Annotated in this window: 16 protein-coding genes and 1 pseudogene; 7 read left to right on the top strand and 10 right to left on the bottom strand. The window is 50.5% G+C overall.

The features are described from left to right. Positions 1-456: 456 nt before the first annotated feature. Positions 457-618, top strand: a complete 162-nt coding sequence (locus AR333_RS25040; protein WP_172798889.1) for a hypothetical protein — start codon at positions 457-459, stop codon at positions 616-618. A 74-nt stretch (positions 619-692) separates the two neighbouring features. Here the strand turns inward: AR333_RS25040 and AR333_RS17890 are convergent, their stop codons facing one another. The 4 genes and pseudogenes from AR333_RS17890 to AR333_RS17875 form a co-directional block, all read right to left on the bottom strand. Then, positions 693-1,712 (bottom strand): GNAT family N-acetyltransferase, encoded by a 1,020-nt coding sequence (locus AR333_RS17890; RefSeq protein ID WP_156430949.1) that lies wholly within the window; start codon positions 1,710-1,712, stop codon positions 693-695. 25 nt (positions 1,713-1,737) lie between these two features. Continuing rightward, complete coding sequence (locus AR333_RS17885; protein WP_068776756.1) at positions 1,738-2,409, bottom strand: GNAT family acetyltransferase; 672 nt, start codon at positions 2,407-2,409, stop codon at positions 1,738-1,740. Positions 2,410-2,462: 53 nt separating this feature from the next. After that, complete coding sequence (locus tag AR333_RS17880) at positions 2,463-3,155, bottom strand: GNAT family N-acetyltransferase (RefSeq protein WP_068776724.1); 693 nt, start codon at positions 3,153-3,155, stop codon at positions 2,463-2,465. Between the two features lie 76 nt (positions 3,156-3,231). After that, a pseudogene (locus tag AR333_RS17875) lies at positions 3,232-4,091 on the bottom strand (carbon-nitrogen hydrolase family protein). An 82-nt stretch (positions 4,092-4,173) separates the two neighbouring features. Here AR333_RS17875 and AR333_RS17870 point away from each other — a divergent pair. After that, positions 4,174-4,968, top strand: coding sequence for a bifunctional 2-polyprenyl-6-hydroxyphenol methylase/3-demethylubiquinol 3-O-methyltransferase UbiG (locus AR333_RS17870; protein ID WP_084783782.1), 795 nt, complete (start codon positions 4,174-4,176; stop codon positions 4,966-4,968). 228 nt (positions 4,969-5,196) lie between these two features. Then, entirely contained in the window at positions 5,197-5,619 is a 423-nt protein-coding gene (locus AR333_RS17865) for a hypothetical protein (protein WP_068776722.1), read from the top strand. A 175-nt stretch (positions 5,620-5,794) separates the two neighbouring features. Here AR333_RS17865 and AR333_RS17860 read toward each other — a convergent pair whose 3' ends face one another. From AR333_RS17860 to AR333_RS17850, 3 genes are all read right to left on the bottom strand, one after another. Continuing rightward, positions 5,795-7,402, bottom strand: coding sequence for a UDP-glucose--hexose-1-phosphate uridylyltransferase (locus AR333_RS17860; protein ID WP_068776721.1), 1,608 nt, complete (start codon positions 7,400-7,402; stop codon positions 5,795-5,797). A gap of 79 nt (positions 7,403-7,481) precedes the next feature. Then, positions 7,482-8,474 (bottom strand): UDP-glucose 4-epimerase GalE, encoded by a 993-nt coding sequence (galE, locus tag AR333_RS17855; RefSeq protein ID WP_068776720.1) that lies wholly within the window; start codon positions 8,472-8,474, stop codon positions 7,482-7,484. A gap of 64 nt (positions 8,475-8,538) precedes the next feature. Beyond that, positions 8,539-9,711, bottom strand: a complete 1,173-nt coding sequence (locus AR333_RS17850; RefSeq protein WP_068776719.1) for a galactokinase — start codon at positions 9,709-9,711, stop codon at positions 8,539-8,541. A 186-nt stretch (positions 9,712-9,897) separates the two neighbouring features. On the opposite strand from AR333_RS17850, the gene AR333_RS17845 reads away from it, so the two are divergent. The 4 genes from AR333_RS17845 to AR333_RS17830 all read left to right on the top strand — a co-directional run bounded on the left by AR333_RS17845 (position 9,898) and on the right by AR333_RS17830 (position 13,384). Beyond that, positions 9,898-10,755: an AraC family transcriptional regulator gene (locus AR333_RS17845; protein ID WP_068776718.1), complete on the top strand. Its 858-nt coding sequence runs from the start codon at positions 9,898-9,900 to the stop codon at positions 10,753-10,755. A 92-nt stretch (positions 10,756-10,847) separates the two neighbouring features. Then, entirely contained in the window at positions 10,848-11,624 is a 777-nt protein-coding gene (locus AR333_RS17840; protein WP_068776717.1) for a prolipoprotein diacylglyceryl transferase, read from the top strand. Between the two features lie 3 nt (positions 11,625-11,627). Further along, on the top strand, positions 11,628-13,040 hold the full coding sequence (locus AR333_RS17835; protein WP_068776716.1) for a radical SAM protein: 1,413 nt from the start codon (positions 11,628-11,630) through the stop codon (positions 13,038-13,040). Further along, positions 13,037-13,384 (top strand): hypothetical protein, encoded by a 348-nt coding sequence (locus AR333_RS17830; protein WP_068776715.1) that lies wholly within the window; start codon positions 13,037-13,039, stop codon positions 13,382-13,384. Before AR333_RS17835 ends, AR333_RS17830 begins: the two co-directional genes overlap by 4 nt. 165 nt (positions 13,385-13,549) lie before the next feature. Here AR333_RS17830 and AR333_RS17825 read toward each other — a convergent pair whose 3' ends face one another. The 3 genes from AR333_RS17825 to AR333_RS17815 are packed head-to-tail and all read right to left on the bottom strand — an operon-like array spanning position 13,550 to position 17,121. Next, the gene (locus AR333_RS17825) at positions 13,550-14,509 is read right to left on the bottom strand and encodes an ABC transporter permease (protein WP_068776714.1); all 960 of its coding nucleotides are present in this window, start codon (positions 14,507-14,509) and stop codon (positions 13,550-13,552) included. After that, positions 14,510-15,589, bottom strand: a complete 1,080-nt coding sequence (locus AR333_RS17820) for an ABC transporter permease (protein ID WP_068776713.1) — start codon at positions 15,587-15,589, stop codon at positions 14,510-14,512. Continuing rightward, positions 15,586-17,121 (bottom strand): ABC transporter ATP-binding protein, encoded by a 1,536-nt coding sequence (locus AR333_RS17815; protein ID WP_068776712.1) that lies wholly within the window; start codon positions 17,119-17,121, stop codon positions 15,586-15,588. Before AR333_RS17815 ends, AR333_RS17820 begins: the two co-directional genes overlap by 4 nt. Positions 17,122-17,227: the final 106 nt, after the last annotated feature.

Raw genomic sequence — 17,227 nt, 5'->3', positions numbered from 1 at the left:
CTCAAAAAGTTAATGCTGACGAGAATTTCTTCTCTGTTTAGCGTCCTGATTGCTCAAGACGTTTCAATCACTCGTTGTTCAGTTTTCAAAGGACAATCTCTTGCGTGTTACTCGTTTGTACCAGCATTTCTCATGGCCGGAATTACATAATAACATGTTGCGTTATCTGAGTCAAGCACTTTTTTTATTTCATTTCGCTGATTCGCGTTTTCGTTCATGTTTCAAACGACTTGTCCGCTTCAGCTCAATTAATGTACCACGCCTGAATTTTGATTGCAACAGGTTTTTTATTCCAGTTGTTTGTGACCATGAATAACCCTAACATCATTTCCTAATCCCGCCCATTCTATACCTCGATATGCTGCTCCCTGACTCTAAACTAACCTCTAGTATAAACCTTCGAAATATGACATAAACTAAATTGAACTTTCAACAATACTGACAGGAGTGAATCACGTGGAGAATTCAACACATAGAGGCGACTATACCGGTACTACTAATATGAATGTCGATAATCAGGATATGGAATTCGTAAACGATACACTTGAGTTAGCCGAGGACAAGCATGCTGTACGCAACCAGGAGAAACTGAATTCCGAACCAGACGGAGAGAAATAAGAATGCGGCCGCCAAGGAGACGGGCGGCCGCTTTTCTTATTGTGAGTGTTACTAATCAAAATCTTACAAACGATCTATTCATATAATCTAACAGCCAGATCGCGGAGACAAGCTTCGGGCATTGTTTCATAATAGTCATTCGCATCTGAGATATGGAATCCGCAAGATTGATACAGACCGAGTGCATGATCATTAACAGCCGCTACTTCTAATCTAACTTCAGCTAGTTTGAATTCGCGCTTGATATAATCAACAGTCTCCATAAGAATCATACGGCCGATCCCACGCCCTCTATACTCACGCGAAATTACGAAACCGACAATATACGCTTCAGAGCCTGTCACAATGACACCAATCTTACCGACAGCCTCACCGTTCATTTCTACTATTCTCGTATAGTTGCCGGGTGACTTAGCAAGAGTGCTCTCAACATAGGTACGCGAATCAGCCTCCGACATTTCAAAACCATCGCAGTTTAACTTCACCAAGCGTTCGGTATCCGATAGCTGTGCAGGACGGGTACGAATCTTTCGTTCCGCTTCTTGAGGATGATCCTGCCGTAGTTGGACTGCGCGGGCATAAGAAGCCGGTTCAGGCTGATCTCGATCTTCATCCGAAGCAAATTTCATCACATATTCCGAGAATGCATAAGCAGAGAGTCTTTTAACAAAGCCGAGTGCAGCGGATGATGAACGGGGACAGATCAGTAACATCTTGGGGATCTTCCTAGTCGCACATTCCTGAGCAGCCAACTGCAGAAGCCTACTAAATATGCCCTGACGGCGATAACCCGGATCAACAAGTCCGCTTCCTTCAATCTCCGAATCCTGAAAGCTGTAAAGCCCGAGAAATGCGATCAGCTTGCCGTTATGGAAAGCAGCAAAATCATCCGTCCGCTCCAAGGACCGGTCCTTAAGCATGTTCCAGTTTAACTTAACGCCAAGCTGTTCTTGATTGCGACACTGTTCTGCAAGAATCTCCAGCTGCCGGAGATAATTTTGTCCTAATCCTCCCCGAAACGCACGAATCTCAACATTAGTGGAACTTATATCATCCTGAAACCCGCTTGAGCGGGAGGAGAAAACATCTGTCATGAATAAACAAACCTCTTTTCAAAATCTAAATGGGCAAAAGGGAAATCCGCTCCGATGCACGCAGTCCCTCGATCATTCGCTGCCAGGTATCGGGCTTGTTCTCAAGCACGGTATAATAACGGGTAAGAAAATCCGCTACCAGTGAAGACGGAAGAGCGCTCATATCCTCATCAGAAGGCATAAAGCACAAATCGAGTTCATTAACCGCCTCACCGTCGTTCTGCCAAGAAGGATGAACATATTCGAAATCCAGTCTGCGGTAGCCCAGATGGGAAAGGACCTCTCGCCGGACAAAGGGATCCATCGGTTTGACCCCGCCGAAGGTATGATCCTGGATACGATAGGGATCGTAAATTTCGGCAAACATGCCGATCATGGGCTTACCGCCCGACTGGGCTAACCGGACCAGATCCTCCTGCCGCTGACGGCTTAGGAATCTCCCGATCCCAAGGCCGGGACGGCCTATGATCGTAAAATCTGTCATCGCGGTTCCTAAATCGGTATAATACCGGTATTCCGTCGCTCCTACTACTTCGCCCTCATGCACAGCCACAAATACACGGATTCCCGGATCCTCCAGCGGCTCTTTCCAGAGATCAAAATCAAGCACTTCCTCCGCCGGAAAAACTTCCTGCATTAATGTATGCATTTGCTTAAATAGAGGGTCTTGGATATGGGTAATGCGTCTATATTCCATTTCAATCATCCTTTCATCCGTGCTTTCATTCGCATATTCAGATCCCGTACCTCTTAAAGAAAAGGATTGCGCCATTCCATCAAACAGGCATAGTTAAGGGATTCTTCATCTTTTAAGTAACCAGGAAGCACCTGTACAGGCATACGTCCACACCGCAGCAGGAATGTAAGAACCGGATCGTGCTGCAGACCCGCTACGACCGCATCCACATATTGATCCGGCGTCATCCGGGCTGCCTGCGCCGCATACCCCGGCATTCTCCCTCCACCGATAAGGCGGGTTATGCCAAGGTAAACGACCGTTTCATACATCGAGGACATGAGCCATTTACCGAGACCCATTTTGCGGAATGCAGGCAGAATACAAATATCTACGATGTATAAGGAATTCCCTGCGGGATCATGATTGCGAATATACCCTCCGTCCGTTATCTCTTCCCATGTATGTTCCAGATGCAGAGGGTCTATTTGTATCCGCATAGCCGTCAAGGAACCAACGATTTTGCCGCCGATTTCGATGCAGATTGCCCCTTCCGGAAACAACTCAACATGATTCTGAAGCTGTTCTTCCTGCCACCATAGTTCCGCGGGAAAAGGAGGAGGAAAACTCGCCTGCTGCAGCTCAATCAATCCTTCAAAGTCTTCGCTCGTATAGTTTCTAATGATGGCAGGTACCGGCTTATCCCCATCAAATACGTATATTTTCTTCAAATAAAAGGGTGAATTCGCGGATTCTTCATACGCCATGTCATACAGCTCCTTTGCTTCTGACGGATACCAGGATATTGGATCTTGGATCTTATCAAACAGTCACTTCTTGTTTCTATTTCCAATCCGTATATAAATCCGTCCTGCGGTCGCGCCATGTCGTGACAGAGCCCTTCTCGCGCACCTCTTCAAGTAAAGCCAAATCAAGATCTGCTGTAATCACCATATCTGATTAACTTCACCTTCCGCCAGAATGCCGCGGGGCGGAAAAGGAGCATCGTTAGGCGTCAGCACAGCTGCCTGTCCGAAGTTGCCCCTCATAAAATCGACCGTGGGCAGCGATCCAACCGTTCCCGTCACTACCACGTACACCTGGTTCTCAATCGTCCGGGCGTGACAGGAATAGCGCACGCGGTGAAACCCGTGACGGTCATCCGTACAGGATGGGCAGAATATAACGTCAGCTCCGCGGGCTTTAGCCATAAGGACGATTTCGGGAATTTCCATATCGTAGCAGACCAGAATGGCTATGCGGCCTTTTTCCGTATCAAAAACATGAAGGTCATCCCCTGCTCCCATATTCCACTCTTTAACCTCAGACGGGGTAATATGAATTTCACGCTGTTCGCCTACCCGGCCGTCCGGATAAAATAAGAAAGCCGTATTATAGAAGCGCCCCTCTTCCTCGATGATGTGTGTACCGCCAATAAGGTGCATTCTCGTTGATTTCGCCAGTCCTTTAAACAGTTCCATGTAGTATTCGGTAAAGGCAAGGCAATTCTTCTATAGACCGAGCTTTCCTTCCTCGGAAGGGATATACATTAGCTGTGTTGTAAATAATTCAGAAAATAGCACAAAATCGGAATCAAATTCCTGCGCAGTTTTGACATAGTGCTCGGCTTGATCGGCAAACTCCTGAAAGCTTGCAATGGTGTGCAATCGATGCCGCACGGCTGAAACTCTACTTCCTCCTATGGGCAAAAATCTGATTATCGGATGGAATTGCCACTGTTTTTATTATAAGATGAATGATTGTGGAACAAAAGGAGGAATCCCCGTGCAAAAACAATTCAGCGAGCATAATCAATCAGCCTGGAATCAGCACGCTTATGAAGCCTGGATTAACCGGTTCGGGACGCCGGAAGCGGCTGCTGAGCAAATCCGGCGCAATCCCGAAGGAACAGTGCGGTCCTTTTATCGCTATCTCGGGGATCTCAGCGGGCAAAAAGCAGTGAATCTTCTGGGCTCACACGGCAGTAAAGCGGTGGCGTTAGCACTGCTCGGCGCCCGTGAAGTAACGGTGATCGATATAGCAGCCGAGAACGCCAAATACGGAACAGAGCTTGCCCAAGCTGCGGATGTGAATGTGCGTTACGTGATAGCGGATGTACTGGAGCTTCCGGAAAAAGAACTGACAGGGGATTACCATTTGGCTGTGATGGAATTTGGTATTCTTCATTATTTTCTCGATTTGCAGCCTTTATTCGAAATAATCCGCAAGCTGCTAGCATCAGGCGGACGTCTTATTCTTCAAGATTTCCATCCGATTACGACGAAACTGATTTCATCCCGGGGTACAACGGCTAAGATACGTAAACATAAAGTGACGGGCGATTATTTTGACACCTCTATAGAAGAAACTGATGTGGCATATTCCAAATTCCTGCCCGGTCAGGACGAAGCTTCTCTCATTAAAGTAAAGCACCGCAAATGGACCCTTGGAGAGATTGTGACCGCAGCTGCTTCAGCCGGTTTAATCGTAGAACGACTGGATGAAGAGCCTAACCGTTCGTCAGATGTATATGATAAAGGAATTCCAAAGTCGTTTACTCTTCTGGCAAGAAAGGGCTAAGCCCCCTAAAATCGAAAGACATCCCGAACCACTATAGGTGAATGGGATGTCTTTTTGCTTTCCATTCGATTGGAAAAAATGATACACCGGTTGGTTTCTGCGAATTGAAAAGTTATAATAACAGAAGTTGAATGTCCACTCCCAATGCACATAAAGTCACAAAATGTATGAATACAGTACATAACCGGGAGCAAATTTTATCGAATAGCGACTTGGAGTTGGTCTACTGTGTCCCTTACTGTAATGGATCGTCCTACTAAAAAAAATGAAAAGTTCGATGAATTCAAATGCAGCTGCGCGAGAAGCGGACTGCTGCCGCCGGACAAAAGCAGTAAAGACATCCGTCACTTGGATGAGGATGAACAGGCGCAGGCATACATTAAGAGCCTCACCTCCCCTTACACTTCTCCAATGCTGCAGCCGCATCACATATCGGCAGTAGATACGCTGCTGTCCTCTCACCGCGAAGGTTCCGAAGCCTATGAAAACGAGCGGTATAAACTCGGGGAATTAAGAAAGGCAGCGGATGACCTATCCGAACAAACGGATCTGCTTACTTGCCGGATTCAAGAACTAGAGACTTTCGACAAGGAACTCAGGGCTCTCCTGGAAAGTGTGCGCGATATACTGGATCTCGGGGTATGCAAATAATTAACCGTGTATTGCCGTCCATCTAGCAACACAGATTAGGTCCCTTTCCCATACGCAATCTTTACCGGCTCCTTTCCTTGTCTAGTAAAAAAACCTTACAGGCCCCTCTACATCAATCAGTGGGATCCGTAAGGTTTTTTTTGAAATTACCGGCATAAAGGGTGCCGGAGAGGATTCATTTGCCGACCAAGGCGAATCCCATGCTTCCGAGGAAGCGATCGAATGCTGCCTGGCCGGGCTCATCACGCTTGAAGACGCCTGCATCTTCAAGCACCTGGCTGAACTTGATGCCGACTTCCTGCTCAAGCAGCCCTTTTGCGGCCTCCGGAGCCAAGCTGGCGTCGGAGCGGAAAACCAGCTCGCTGATCCAGTCAGCGTGCTTGTGAAGCGGATGTCCGGCTTCGAGGCCATCCGCACCGCCCCATGACTCTTCGCCCGTCAGATAGCGGGCGATACCGGCCAGTTCTTCCTGGAGGCGGCCCGGAAGAACTGCAAGACCCATCACCTCAATCAAGCCGATGTTCTCCTTCTTGATGTGGTGCAGATGCCCGTGCGGATGGAAAATCCCATCCGGGTGCTCTTCGCTCGTGCGGTTATTACGCAGCACGAGATCAAGCTCGTATTCGCCCGCAGCATTGAAGCGGGCGATAGGAGTCACCGTGTTGTGAGGCACGGTGACTCCGCTTTGAACCGTCGCCGAGAGAATATCGGCTGCCGGGTCGCTGTAAGCGCGCCAGGAGGCCAGCACCTGATCGGCAAGCTTCAGCACGTCTTCACGGCTGCGGCCGGACAGGCGGACAACGGACATCGGCCACTGGACGATGCCGATTGAGACAGCCGGCACGGGAGCTGCCTTGAAGCATCTTGCTACGGGAGCGAGCTCCATCGGGAACTTGTGCCGGCCGCCCTGGAAATGGTCGTGGTTCAGAATGGAGCCGCCCACAATCGGCAGGTCCGCATTGGAACCGACGAAATAGTGAGGCATCTGCTGGATATAATCGAACAGTCTTCGGAACGTGCGCTCCGATATCTGCATCGGCACGTGCTTCTCATTCAGAATGATGCAGTGCTCATTGTAATAGACGTAAGGGGAATACTGAAAATTCCATGGCTCCCCGTCGATGATTAGCGGAAGTACCCGCAAGTTCTGTCTGGCAGGATGGTCCAGCCGGCCTGCGTATCCCACGTTCTCCACACAGAGCAGACACTTCGGATACGCGCTTTGCTTCATCGTGCGCAGCAAAGCTATTTCTTGGGGATCCTTCTCCGGCTTGGAGAGATTAATAGTAATCTCCATATCCCCATACGGAGTCGGTGCGAGCCAGTAATCGTTCTTACGGATGCGGTCCATTCGGATATAATTACTGTCAATACAGAGACGGTAGAACTGATCTGTTGCAGACTCAACCCCTTGCTGATCAGCGGTCTCCCTGAAATTCCGCGCCACCTCCGAAGGTCGCGGCATCAGAAAACCCATCAGTTTGGCATCAAGCAGATCACGGTATGTGACCGTATTGGCTTCCAGGCGTCCGTTCTCCCAAGCATAGTCGAGCAAAACGTCCAGCAGTCCCACAGGTTCCTCCGGTACGGATTCACTGAATTCACCGGCTTGACCGTTCCATGGCTCTGAAAGTCCCAGTTCTTCAAGCAGCGCATTGCGTGCCGAACAAATATCCAGCGGCCCGATCATTCCTTGACGTAAAGCAAACGCAAGCAGCTGTTCCACGGTTCGCGCAGCCTCTGACGCTTTCATTTCCTCACTTCTTGATTCCAAGCCTTCCATTCCTCTCACTCCCTAGCCCCTCTGGGCCGCAGTAGGATCTTGTACTGCATCCTCTATTCATCTCTGTCCGGGGTCACGTCTACTTCCTGTCTTTGTACCCTTGCGGATGAGCCTGATGCCACGCCCAGGCACTCGCGATAATCGCCTGCAGGTTATCACGCTTTGGCTTCCAGCCAAGCTGCTCTCTTGCCCGGTCCGATGAAGCGATAAGCACAGCCGGATCACCGGCACGACGCGCTTCTGCTACAGCCGGAATCGGATGACCGGTTACTTCACGGGCGATATCGATCACTTCTTTAACCGAAAAACCGTTGCCGCTGCCAAGGTTAAATACGCCGCTGTCACCGCCCTGACGCAGTTTCTCTACTGCCAGCACATGGGCATCGGCTAAATCACTTACGTGGATGTAATCACGGATGCAGGTCCCGTCCGGTGTGGCGTAGTCTTCACCGAAGACGGAGATATGCTGGCGCTGCCCAAGCGCAACTTGCAAGATCAAGGGAACCAGGTGCGTTTCAGGCTGATGGTCTTCACCGATTTGACCGCTCTCATGCGCGCCCGCCGCATTGAAATAACGAAGTGAAATGGATTTGATCCCATGGGCGTGATCGAACCATTTGATCATTTTTTCCATCGAGAGTTTCGTTTCACCGTAAGCATTCGTAGGCTGTGTACGATCCGTCTCGAGAATCGGAGTGTTCTCCGGCTCTCCGTAAGTGGCGGCTGTAGAGGAGAATACAATTCTTTGAACACCGTATTCTTTCATTTTGTCCAGAAGACATAGAGTGCCGTAAACGTTGTTGTGATAATACTTGGCAGGGTCCGTCATACTCTCTCCTACAAGAGAATTAGCCGCAAAGTGGATAACCGCGTCGATTTCGTTCTCACGGAAGACCGTATCCATAAAATCCGCGTCCCGTAAATCTCCCACATACAGGCTGCCTCCGAGGACCGCATTACGATGTCCCTGCTGCAGATTGTCAACAATCACTACTTCTTCTCCTTTGGCCAGTAGCTCTGCCACTGCATGCGAACCGATATACCCCGCTCCGCCTGTCACCATAATTGCCATATATGATACCCCTCCATGTATTTACATCATGCGGTACAAAGTAATCGAACTGTTCCCGCAAGCCTTACTTCACTTCGTTAACACCGTCACCGATACTGCATACATAAAAGTCAGCCTTCAATCCGGTCTTCTCTGTATATACGCGTCCGACTTCCTCACGGAACCGGTCGATGCTATCTTCGTGCACGAGAGATACCGTACAGCCTCCGAAACCCGCACCTGTCATGCGTGAGCCAAGTACACCCGGTACTTTAAGCGCCTCTTCCACCATCACGTCCAGCTCACGACAGGTTACTTCGTACAGGTCACGCAAGGATTCGTGTGATCCAATCATCAGCTTCCCGAATGCCTCGAGATCATTAGCTTGCAGCACGTCGATGGACCGGAGTACCCGGTCGATTTCTTCTACAACGTGCTGCGCCCTGCGGCGTACCGTCTCATCGGTGATGACATCTTTATTTGCTTCGAACTGCTCCAAGCTCAGTTGGCCAAGCAAAGCAAGATCCGGGAAACGCACCTGGAGATCCTTTACTGCCTGCTCACACTGGCTCCTTCGCTCATTATAGGCGGAATCCACAAGTCCGCGCCTTTTGTTGGTATTGCCGATGACGAGCTTATAACTTCCGCTGAGGAATGGAACATGCCGGTAATCAAGCGTGTCGCACATGAGCAGAATAGCATGATCCTCACGTCCATTGGCAACGGCGAACTGGTCCATAATCCCGCAGTTGACGCCCATGTATTCATTTTCCGCTTGCTGGGAAAGAAGCGCGATCTCCACCCGGTCAATGGGATGCCCTTCCGCCTGCAGCAGTCCATAGGCCGTGACTACCTCGATAGATGCCGATGAGGATAGACCCGCTCCGTTCGGAATTTCCCCATGAAAGAGCAGGTCATAACCCGATTGCAGGCCCTGCCCTTTCTCCTGGAGCCGGACGATAATTCCCTTAGGGTAATTCATCCAGTCATCTTCCTGACGGTATATCATATCTTCGAGAGACCGTGATCCCCGGTTTTCAAAATTCGTCGAAGCGAAACGTACCTGCCGGTCCTTGTTTGCGCGAAGAAGAAGCGTTGTACCAAAAGTAAGTGCAGCCGGAAATACATAACCGCCGTTATAATCCGTATGCTCCCCAATCAGATTCACACGTCCCGGAGCATGGAAAACTGTGATATCTTCCTCCGTCCCTCCGTAGAGATCAACAAACTTTTGTCTAAGGGCCTTGATATCCGCCATTGTGGCACCGCCTTTTCTATCTATGTTTTTCATTCTAGGGTGTATACATTGTGAAACTTTCTCTCTTGTATTATAAAATAAATCCATCCCATCTCCTATGGAATGATGTCAGAACAACATGGAATAATGTGAGGGCGGAGTGGTATATTGAAAATAACTATTGCTCGGTTGAAGGAGGGAACTACCATGGCACCTGCCCACACCTATTACGTCGTATCCAACCCTTCTCCCCACGGAGACGTTTCGCTGCATGTCCTTTTCTCAGGCGAGAGCCAGACCAAACCTGCACACCGTCTGGGACCGAAGGTCTTTGATTACTTCCTTATTCACATTGTAGTATCGGGACGGGGGTATTACACGTCAGGCGGTCGGCAGCTGGAGCTCGGTCCCGGGGACAGCTTCTGCATCGAGCCCGAGCAGCTTGTCAGCTATGCCTCGGACAGCGCCGAACCGTGGCGCTACTGCTGGATCGCCTTCACCGGCACAGAAGCCGCCGCCTTGATCCGCGGCGCCGGGTTCACGCCCGGGCAGCCTGTAATCCGCACGGCACCCGGCAGCCGTGTACCGGGACTCTTCAGGAGGCTGCAGCGCGCGCTCCGGCACAAAAGCGGCACCGCTTCGCGCCGGGCCCTTGGCTATCTGCATCTGCTGCTAGCCGAGTACGCCGATGCGGCACTGCCCGCCGTGTCGAAATCCGGGTCCGGGCAGTCCAGGACCGAGGTGATCGTGCAGCAGATGCTGCATTATTTGTCCACGCAGTATTCCGAGGACATCTCGATTGAATCGATGGCGCAGACGCTCGGATACAACCGCGCCTATTTGTCGCGGCTGTTCAAGGAACATACCGGTCAGACACCGGTCTCGTTCCTCTCCAGGCTGCGGGTAGATAAAGCTCGGCAGCTGCTGCGGGAGCGTATGGAGCTCACGATCGAGCAGATCGCTTTTTCCGTAGGAATCCGTGATCCGCTTTACTTCTCCAAACAGTTCCGCAAATACTACGGGATAGCCCCTACCGAATACCGGAATGAAATGAAACGTTTGTAGTACTTGTCGAAATATATCAGACCTGCTGCCGGTATTTATTAGCCATATAAATTATGTGGTATAATTTACCTACTACTATAAGGGAGGGAATTATGGATTTTCCCGTTTACGTAAACATCGGATTTATCGAAATACATCCTCATCTTCTTTTTGAAACACTCGCCTATTTTATCGGCTTCCGGCTATACCTATATACACGCAGTAAAGAAAAGATGCCTCCCAGCCAAGCCATCTGGGCTCTGATAGGTGCCATTCTCGGCGCAGCAGCAGGCTCTAAAATTCTCTACTGGATCGAAAATCCCGTAATGACTCTTACACACTGGAATGACCTTCAATATCTTTTAGAGGGAAAAACCATTGTAGGCGGGCTGCTAGGAGGGCTAATTGGAGTCGAATGGACCAAGAAACGATTGGGTCACACGCTGTCTACTGGAGATGATATGACTCTTCCGCTTATTACCGGGATGATGATCGGGCGGATCGGCTGCTTCCTCACCGGCCTTGACGATCATACCTACGGAACAGCAACGGGCTGGATTACCGGAGTAGATTTCGGCGACGGCATTCTCCGCCATCCGACTCAGCTGTATGAAATAGTCTTTCTGCTTGTGCTCGGCATCGTCCTCTCTGCCATGAAAGCGCGTACAAGAAAAGGCCGGCTTCAACTGCCGGATGGAGTCCTGTTTATGCTATTTATGAGCAGTTACCTCATGTTCCGCTTTGGGGTAGATTTTATTAAGCCGACACCTCATCCTTACGGGGGATTGAACAATATTCAGCTTGCCTGTGCTGCCGGGATGCTGTACTACGCTTTCCTGTTCCGCCGAAAATTCATCCGACCAGCCTCTATGATCCGGAAAGGAATGTAACTTATGCCTATCAAAAATCGTTCTTACGTGTTCTATGAACTGACTAACAGCATATGCTCCCAATGTCTTCGAAAAGTAGAGGCAAAAGTAATTATTGAAGATGAGCATGTATATTTATTAAAATATTGCGGACATCACGGCCGTGAAAAAGTGCTTATCTCCGATGACGTGGACTATTACAAGCGCTGTCGTGAATTTCTGAAACCTGCGGAAATGCCGCAGCGCTGGAACACGCCCATCCGCTATGGCTGCCCTTATGACTGCGGTCTGTGTCCCGATCATGAGCAGCACAGCTGCCTGACTCTCATCGAGGTCACGGACAAGTGTAATTTGCAGTGTCCGATCTGCTATGCGGAATCCTCACCCAAACGTGAAACATGGCGTACGCTTGAACAAATCGAGGCTATGCTGGATGCCGTCGTCCGCAATGAAGAAGAACCGGATATCGTACAGATTAGCGGAGGAGAACCGACGATACATCCTCAGTTTTTTGAAATTCTGGATTTAGCCAAAACAAAGCCAATCAAGCATCTCATGGTGAATACGAATGGGCTGCGGATTGCTAAAGACCGCGAATTCGTCCGCAAACTTGCTACTTATATGCCGGGCTTCGAACTCTATCTTCAATTCGACAGTTTCGAGGAAGAAGCATTGCGCGAGCTGCGTGGAGCTGATCTAAGAGATGTGCGGCAGCGTGCTATTGAGCATTTAAATGAGTTCAATATCTCAACCACACTCGTCGTTACGCTCAAAAAGGGGCTCAATGACCGCGAAGTGGGTGACATTATCCGTTACGGGCTTCAGCAGCCGTCCGTCCGGGGTGTCACCTTCCAGCCCATTCAAGCCGCCGGACGGACGGAATCGTTCGATCCGGCAACGGACCGGCTCACACTGAGTGAAGTGCGACGGCTCATTATCGAACAGTCCGGTCTATTCCAACCGGAAGATATTATTCCGGTTCCTTGTCATCCTGACTGTCTGGCTATGGGTTATGCCCTGAAACTCGGTGGAGGGGCCATTCCGTTAACCGGCCTGATCGATCCTCAGATTCTGCTGGACGGCGGCCGCAACACGATTGTATTCGAGCAGGATCAGAACTTGAAAGAGCAGGTGTTCGATCTGTTCTCCACTGCGCATTCCCCTTCTTCATCCGCCTTATCGCTGAAGAACCTGCTCTGCTGCCTGCCTTCTGTAGCTGTACCGGAGCACATCGGATATGACAATGTGTTTCGCGTGCTGATCATGCAGTTTCTCGATCCTTATAATTTTGATGTGCGGTCCGTCAAGAAATCATGTGTACACATCGCCCACCCTGACGGAAGAATAATTCCTTTCGATACTTATAATCTTTTCTATCGGGATGGCCGTGAGGAGATTCTGGAGGGGCTGCGCGCGGAGACAGGAGGCTTAAGATGACGGAGAATAAGAACGAATCGTCAGTCCCGGGGGAATCACCCCCTACTCTGCCCGCTTCAGGAGAGACTGAGCCTTCCCGTCCTCATCAGCCATGGAAGGGCAGTCAGGTTGCGATAGGAATCGGCTGGGTTGCCGCCTGCCATCTCATCTGGTTGATTGCCGCACCTTTTTATCTGGGCATAGGCATTGTTCAGCTCATATATGTCATACCACTGCTTATTATTTCTCAGGTTAAAGGGAAGACAGGCGTTTTTCAAGGCATTCTTATCGGAGCCGGAATCACATTTTTAGTAAATGCTGCTTGCTTCGGATATGTCTACATTAATTTCAGTACCCTGCACTAGCGATACGACAACACGGATGGACAGGAATCTTCTGGAAAAGACGCTGCGAGCGAATTAATAGGAGTTGCGGATATTAAAAAGATGACTTCTGATAAATCAGAAGTCATCTTTGTCTATGTGGTCTCCAGCCTGCTGCCCTATCAACAAAAAGTGAATACCGAACCTTTAACGTTTACCCGGATCGTACGGTTCTCCAAGAGCGGAAGGCGGGTAAGCCCTGCCGACAGCACCGGCGAGCACGAGGATCGTCAGCACGTACGGGAGCATGAAGATGAATTCCTGCGGTATGCTCTGCGACCAGGCAAACAGCTGCACGTAGTTGCGGATAGCCTGGGAGAGACCGAAGAAAACCGCTGCTCCAAGCGCCCCGACCGGATGCCATTTGCCGAAGATCATCGCAGCTAAGGCGATATATCCTTGGCCTGAGATGGTGTTGTGCGAGAAGTTACTGGTCGTTGTCAGCGCAATCGTTGCTCCGCCAAGACCGGCTAGTGCTCCGCTCAGCATAACGCCAATGTAGCGCATACGCAGTACTTTGACCCCGACCGTATCGGCCGCACTCGGATGTTCACCGACCGAACGGAGCCTTAGACCGAACGGTGTCTTGAACAAGACGTAGTAGGACACAGCCACCAGAATCAGCGCGATGTAGGTAGTCGGATAGGCGGTAAAGATTCCATAGCCGATTACGGGAATGTCCGACAGGTATGGTATGGCCCATTTGCCGAATACTTCTGTCAGTGTCTCCGTCTGGCCCGCTCCTTCAAAGAGCAGCTTGACCAGATAAACCGTTGTACCGGCCGCCAGGAAGTTGATGACGACACCGCTGATGACCTGATCCGATTTGAAGGTAATCGTCGCCACCGCGTGAATCAAGGAAAACAAGGTCCCGAATACTAGTGCGGCGATAAGGCCGATCCACGGGGACATGCTGCCCATGCCGGCTTCCTGCGCATAGAATGTACTGACGGCTGAAGCGAAAGCTCCGGCTATCATCAGGCCTTCCAGCCCGATATTCGTTACCCCGGAACGTTCGGAGAAAATGCCCCCGAGCGCCGCGAAGATGAGCGCTGTTGAGAAGACAAGCGTCGTGTTAATGATTTGGCCCAGAATCACGAGATCCATCTATACCACCTTCTCTTTCTTGCGTTTGAAATAGAGAGGGGCAATGATCCAGCGCACGATTCCTTGTGCCGCTACGAAGAAAATGATGGAACCGATGACGATCCGGATCAGCTCCGGCGGCACGTCGGCCCCGAAACTCATACCCGCTGATCCATAAGTCAGAATTCCGAACAGCGCCGCGGCCAGCAGAACGCCGAACGGATGAGTCAGGCCGAGCAGCGCAACGGCAACGCCGTCAAACCCGTAGCCCGGAGAAGCCGGCATAACCGTCTGGTACTGGAATACTCCCAGTACTTCGAACACACCGGCCAGACCGGCAAACATCCCGCTGATGAACATCGCCTTCACGATATTCTTGTTGACGTTCATTCCGGCGTATTCAGCCGCATGCGTATTCTGGCCGACAGCCCGGAGCTCATAGCCCTGCTTGGTCTTCCAGAGGAAAAAATAAAAGAACAAAGCCCCGAGTACCGCGATGATGGTCCCCCAGTGAAGACGAGCATTATCGAAGAAACTGGACAACCCTACGAGCGCGATGGATGCCGACGGCTGAATATCCACGGAACGCTGCTGGCCTTCAAGAAGCAGGAAATTATTGACGGTGTAATTGGCCAAGTAGAGTGCGATCCAGTTCAGCATGATGGTGGTTATCACCTCATTGACGCCTCTTTTTGCCTTCAAGTATCCGGCAATCGCCGCCCATAGGCCGCCAAGAAGGGCGCCTACGATAATGGCAAGCGGTGCATGAATGATAGCGGGAAGACCCGCCAGCTTAATGCCCACGAAAGAAGCCCCCGTCATCCCGACGATAAACTGCCCTTCTCCGCCGATGTTAAACAGTCCTGAGCGAAACGCAAAAGCGACCGCGAGGCCGGTCATGATAAGCGGAGTGATTTCACGCAAGGTCTCTCCGAAGTCGTACATATTCCCGAATACACGCGAAAACAAGGAAGAATAAGCTGTAATCGGGTTGTATCCGCCCATCAGCATCACGATAGCCCCGAACAAAAAGCCTAGCAGAATGGCAACAAGAGGAACTATAGCGGAATCCCGCATAAAAAATTTCATCACTTTATTCATGTGGCCGCACCTCCCCGCTTCATACTGCCGGCCATCATCAGGCCAAGCTCTTGATCGTTCGTTTCCTCCGGCTTTACTTCTCCGACTATTTGTCCTTCGTAGATAACCGCAATCCGGTCCGAAACATTTAGAATCTCATCGAGCTCAAAGGAGATCAGCAGCACCGCTTTACCTTGATCACGCTGGGCTATCAGCTGCTTGTGAACAAATTCAATCGCGCCAACGTCCAGCCCGCGTGTAGGCTGCGCCGCGATCAGCAGATCCGGATTCCGGTCGATTTCACGTGCAATAATCGCTTTCTGCTGATTACCGCCGGATAAGGACCGGGCCTTGGTCTGAGTGCTTGGCGTACGGACATCGAACGCCTCAATCAGGCGCGACGCCTGTTTTTCGATTGCATCGAAATTGAGGAATCCGCCGCGGTTGAAGGCGGGCTTATAGTACGTCTGCAGCACCATATTCTCACTCATCGTAAAATCCAGGACGAGACCGTGCTTGTGCCGGTCTTCCGGGATGTGGGACACTCCTGCTTCTGAGATCTGCCTCGGTGACTGGTTTGTGATGTCTTTGCCCAGCAGCCGGATCGAACCGCCGTCAATTCTCCTAAGACCCGTCAGGGCTTCGATCAGCTCGCTCTGGCCGTTGCCGTCCACACCCGCAATCCCGAGAATTTCACCGGCTTTGACGTCAAAAGAAAGCCCCTGAAGTACCGGGATGCCGCTTGGGGATTTGGCCGTAAGGTTATCCGCCTGAAGGACGGGAGCCGCCGGTTCGGCCGGCTTCTTGTCCACTTTGAAAGAAACGCTTCGGCCAACCATTTTCTCAGCCAGCTCCCGGGTCGTAGTTTCAGACGTCTTAACGGTATCCACTACTTTCCCCCGGCGGATAATCGTAACGATATCGGATAATTGCATAATTTCTTTGAGCTTGTGCGTAATCAGGATAATCGATTTGCCTTCGGCAACCAGCCTTTTCATAATAACCATCAATTCAGCGATTTCCTGGGGTGTGAGGACCGCCGTCGGTTCATCGAAAATCAGAATATCCGCTCCGCGATAAAGCGTCTTCACAATTTCGACGCGCTGCTGCATACCGACTGATATATCTTGTATCCGGGCATGGGGATTAACTTGAAGACCATACTGTTCGGATAGCTTCTGAACCTGCTTAGCGGCATACTTGTAATCAATGTTGATGCCTTTTCTCGGCTCCATGCCAAGTATAATGTTTTCTGTGACAGTAAATGGCTGCACCAGCTTGAAATGCTGATGGACCATACCGATCCCAAGCTCAATCGCCCGGTTAGGGCTGTCAATTCGCACTTGTTTCCCGCCGACTTCGATCGAACCTTCATCCGGGTGATAAAGCCCGAATAAAATATTCATCAGCGTTGATTTACCCGCACCGTTCTCGCCCAGCAGGGCATGGATCTCCCCTTTGTGTAGCTTCAAACTGATAGAGTCATTGGCGACGATGCCGGGAAAGCGCTTAGTAATTTGCTTTAACTCAACGACAGGGGTTGCTGCACTCATGAGATCACCCTTACTGAAGGTTAGTATAAAAGAAGTCCGAAAAGTAAGAACAAGGCCAGTTAGTCAACCAGCCTTGTTGTAGGTTCCTTGCATAAACAACGATCTT

Source organism: Paenibacillus sp. FJAT-26967, assembly GCF_001541095.1.
GTDB lineage: Bacteria > Bacillota > Bacilli > Paenibacillales > NBRC-103111 > Paenibacillus_F.
The sequence above is the reverse complement of the archived record's forward strand: the minus strand, read 5'-3'. Positions and strand labels throughout refer to the sequence as shown.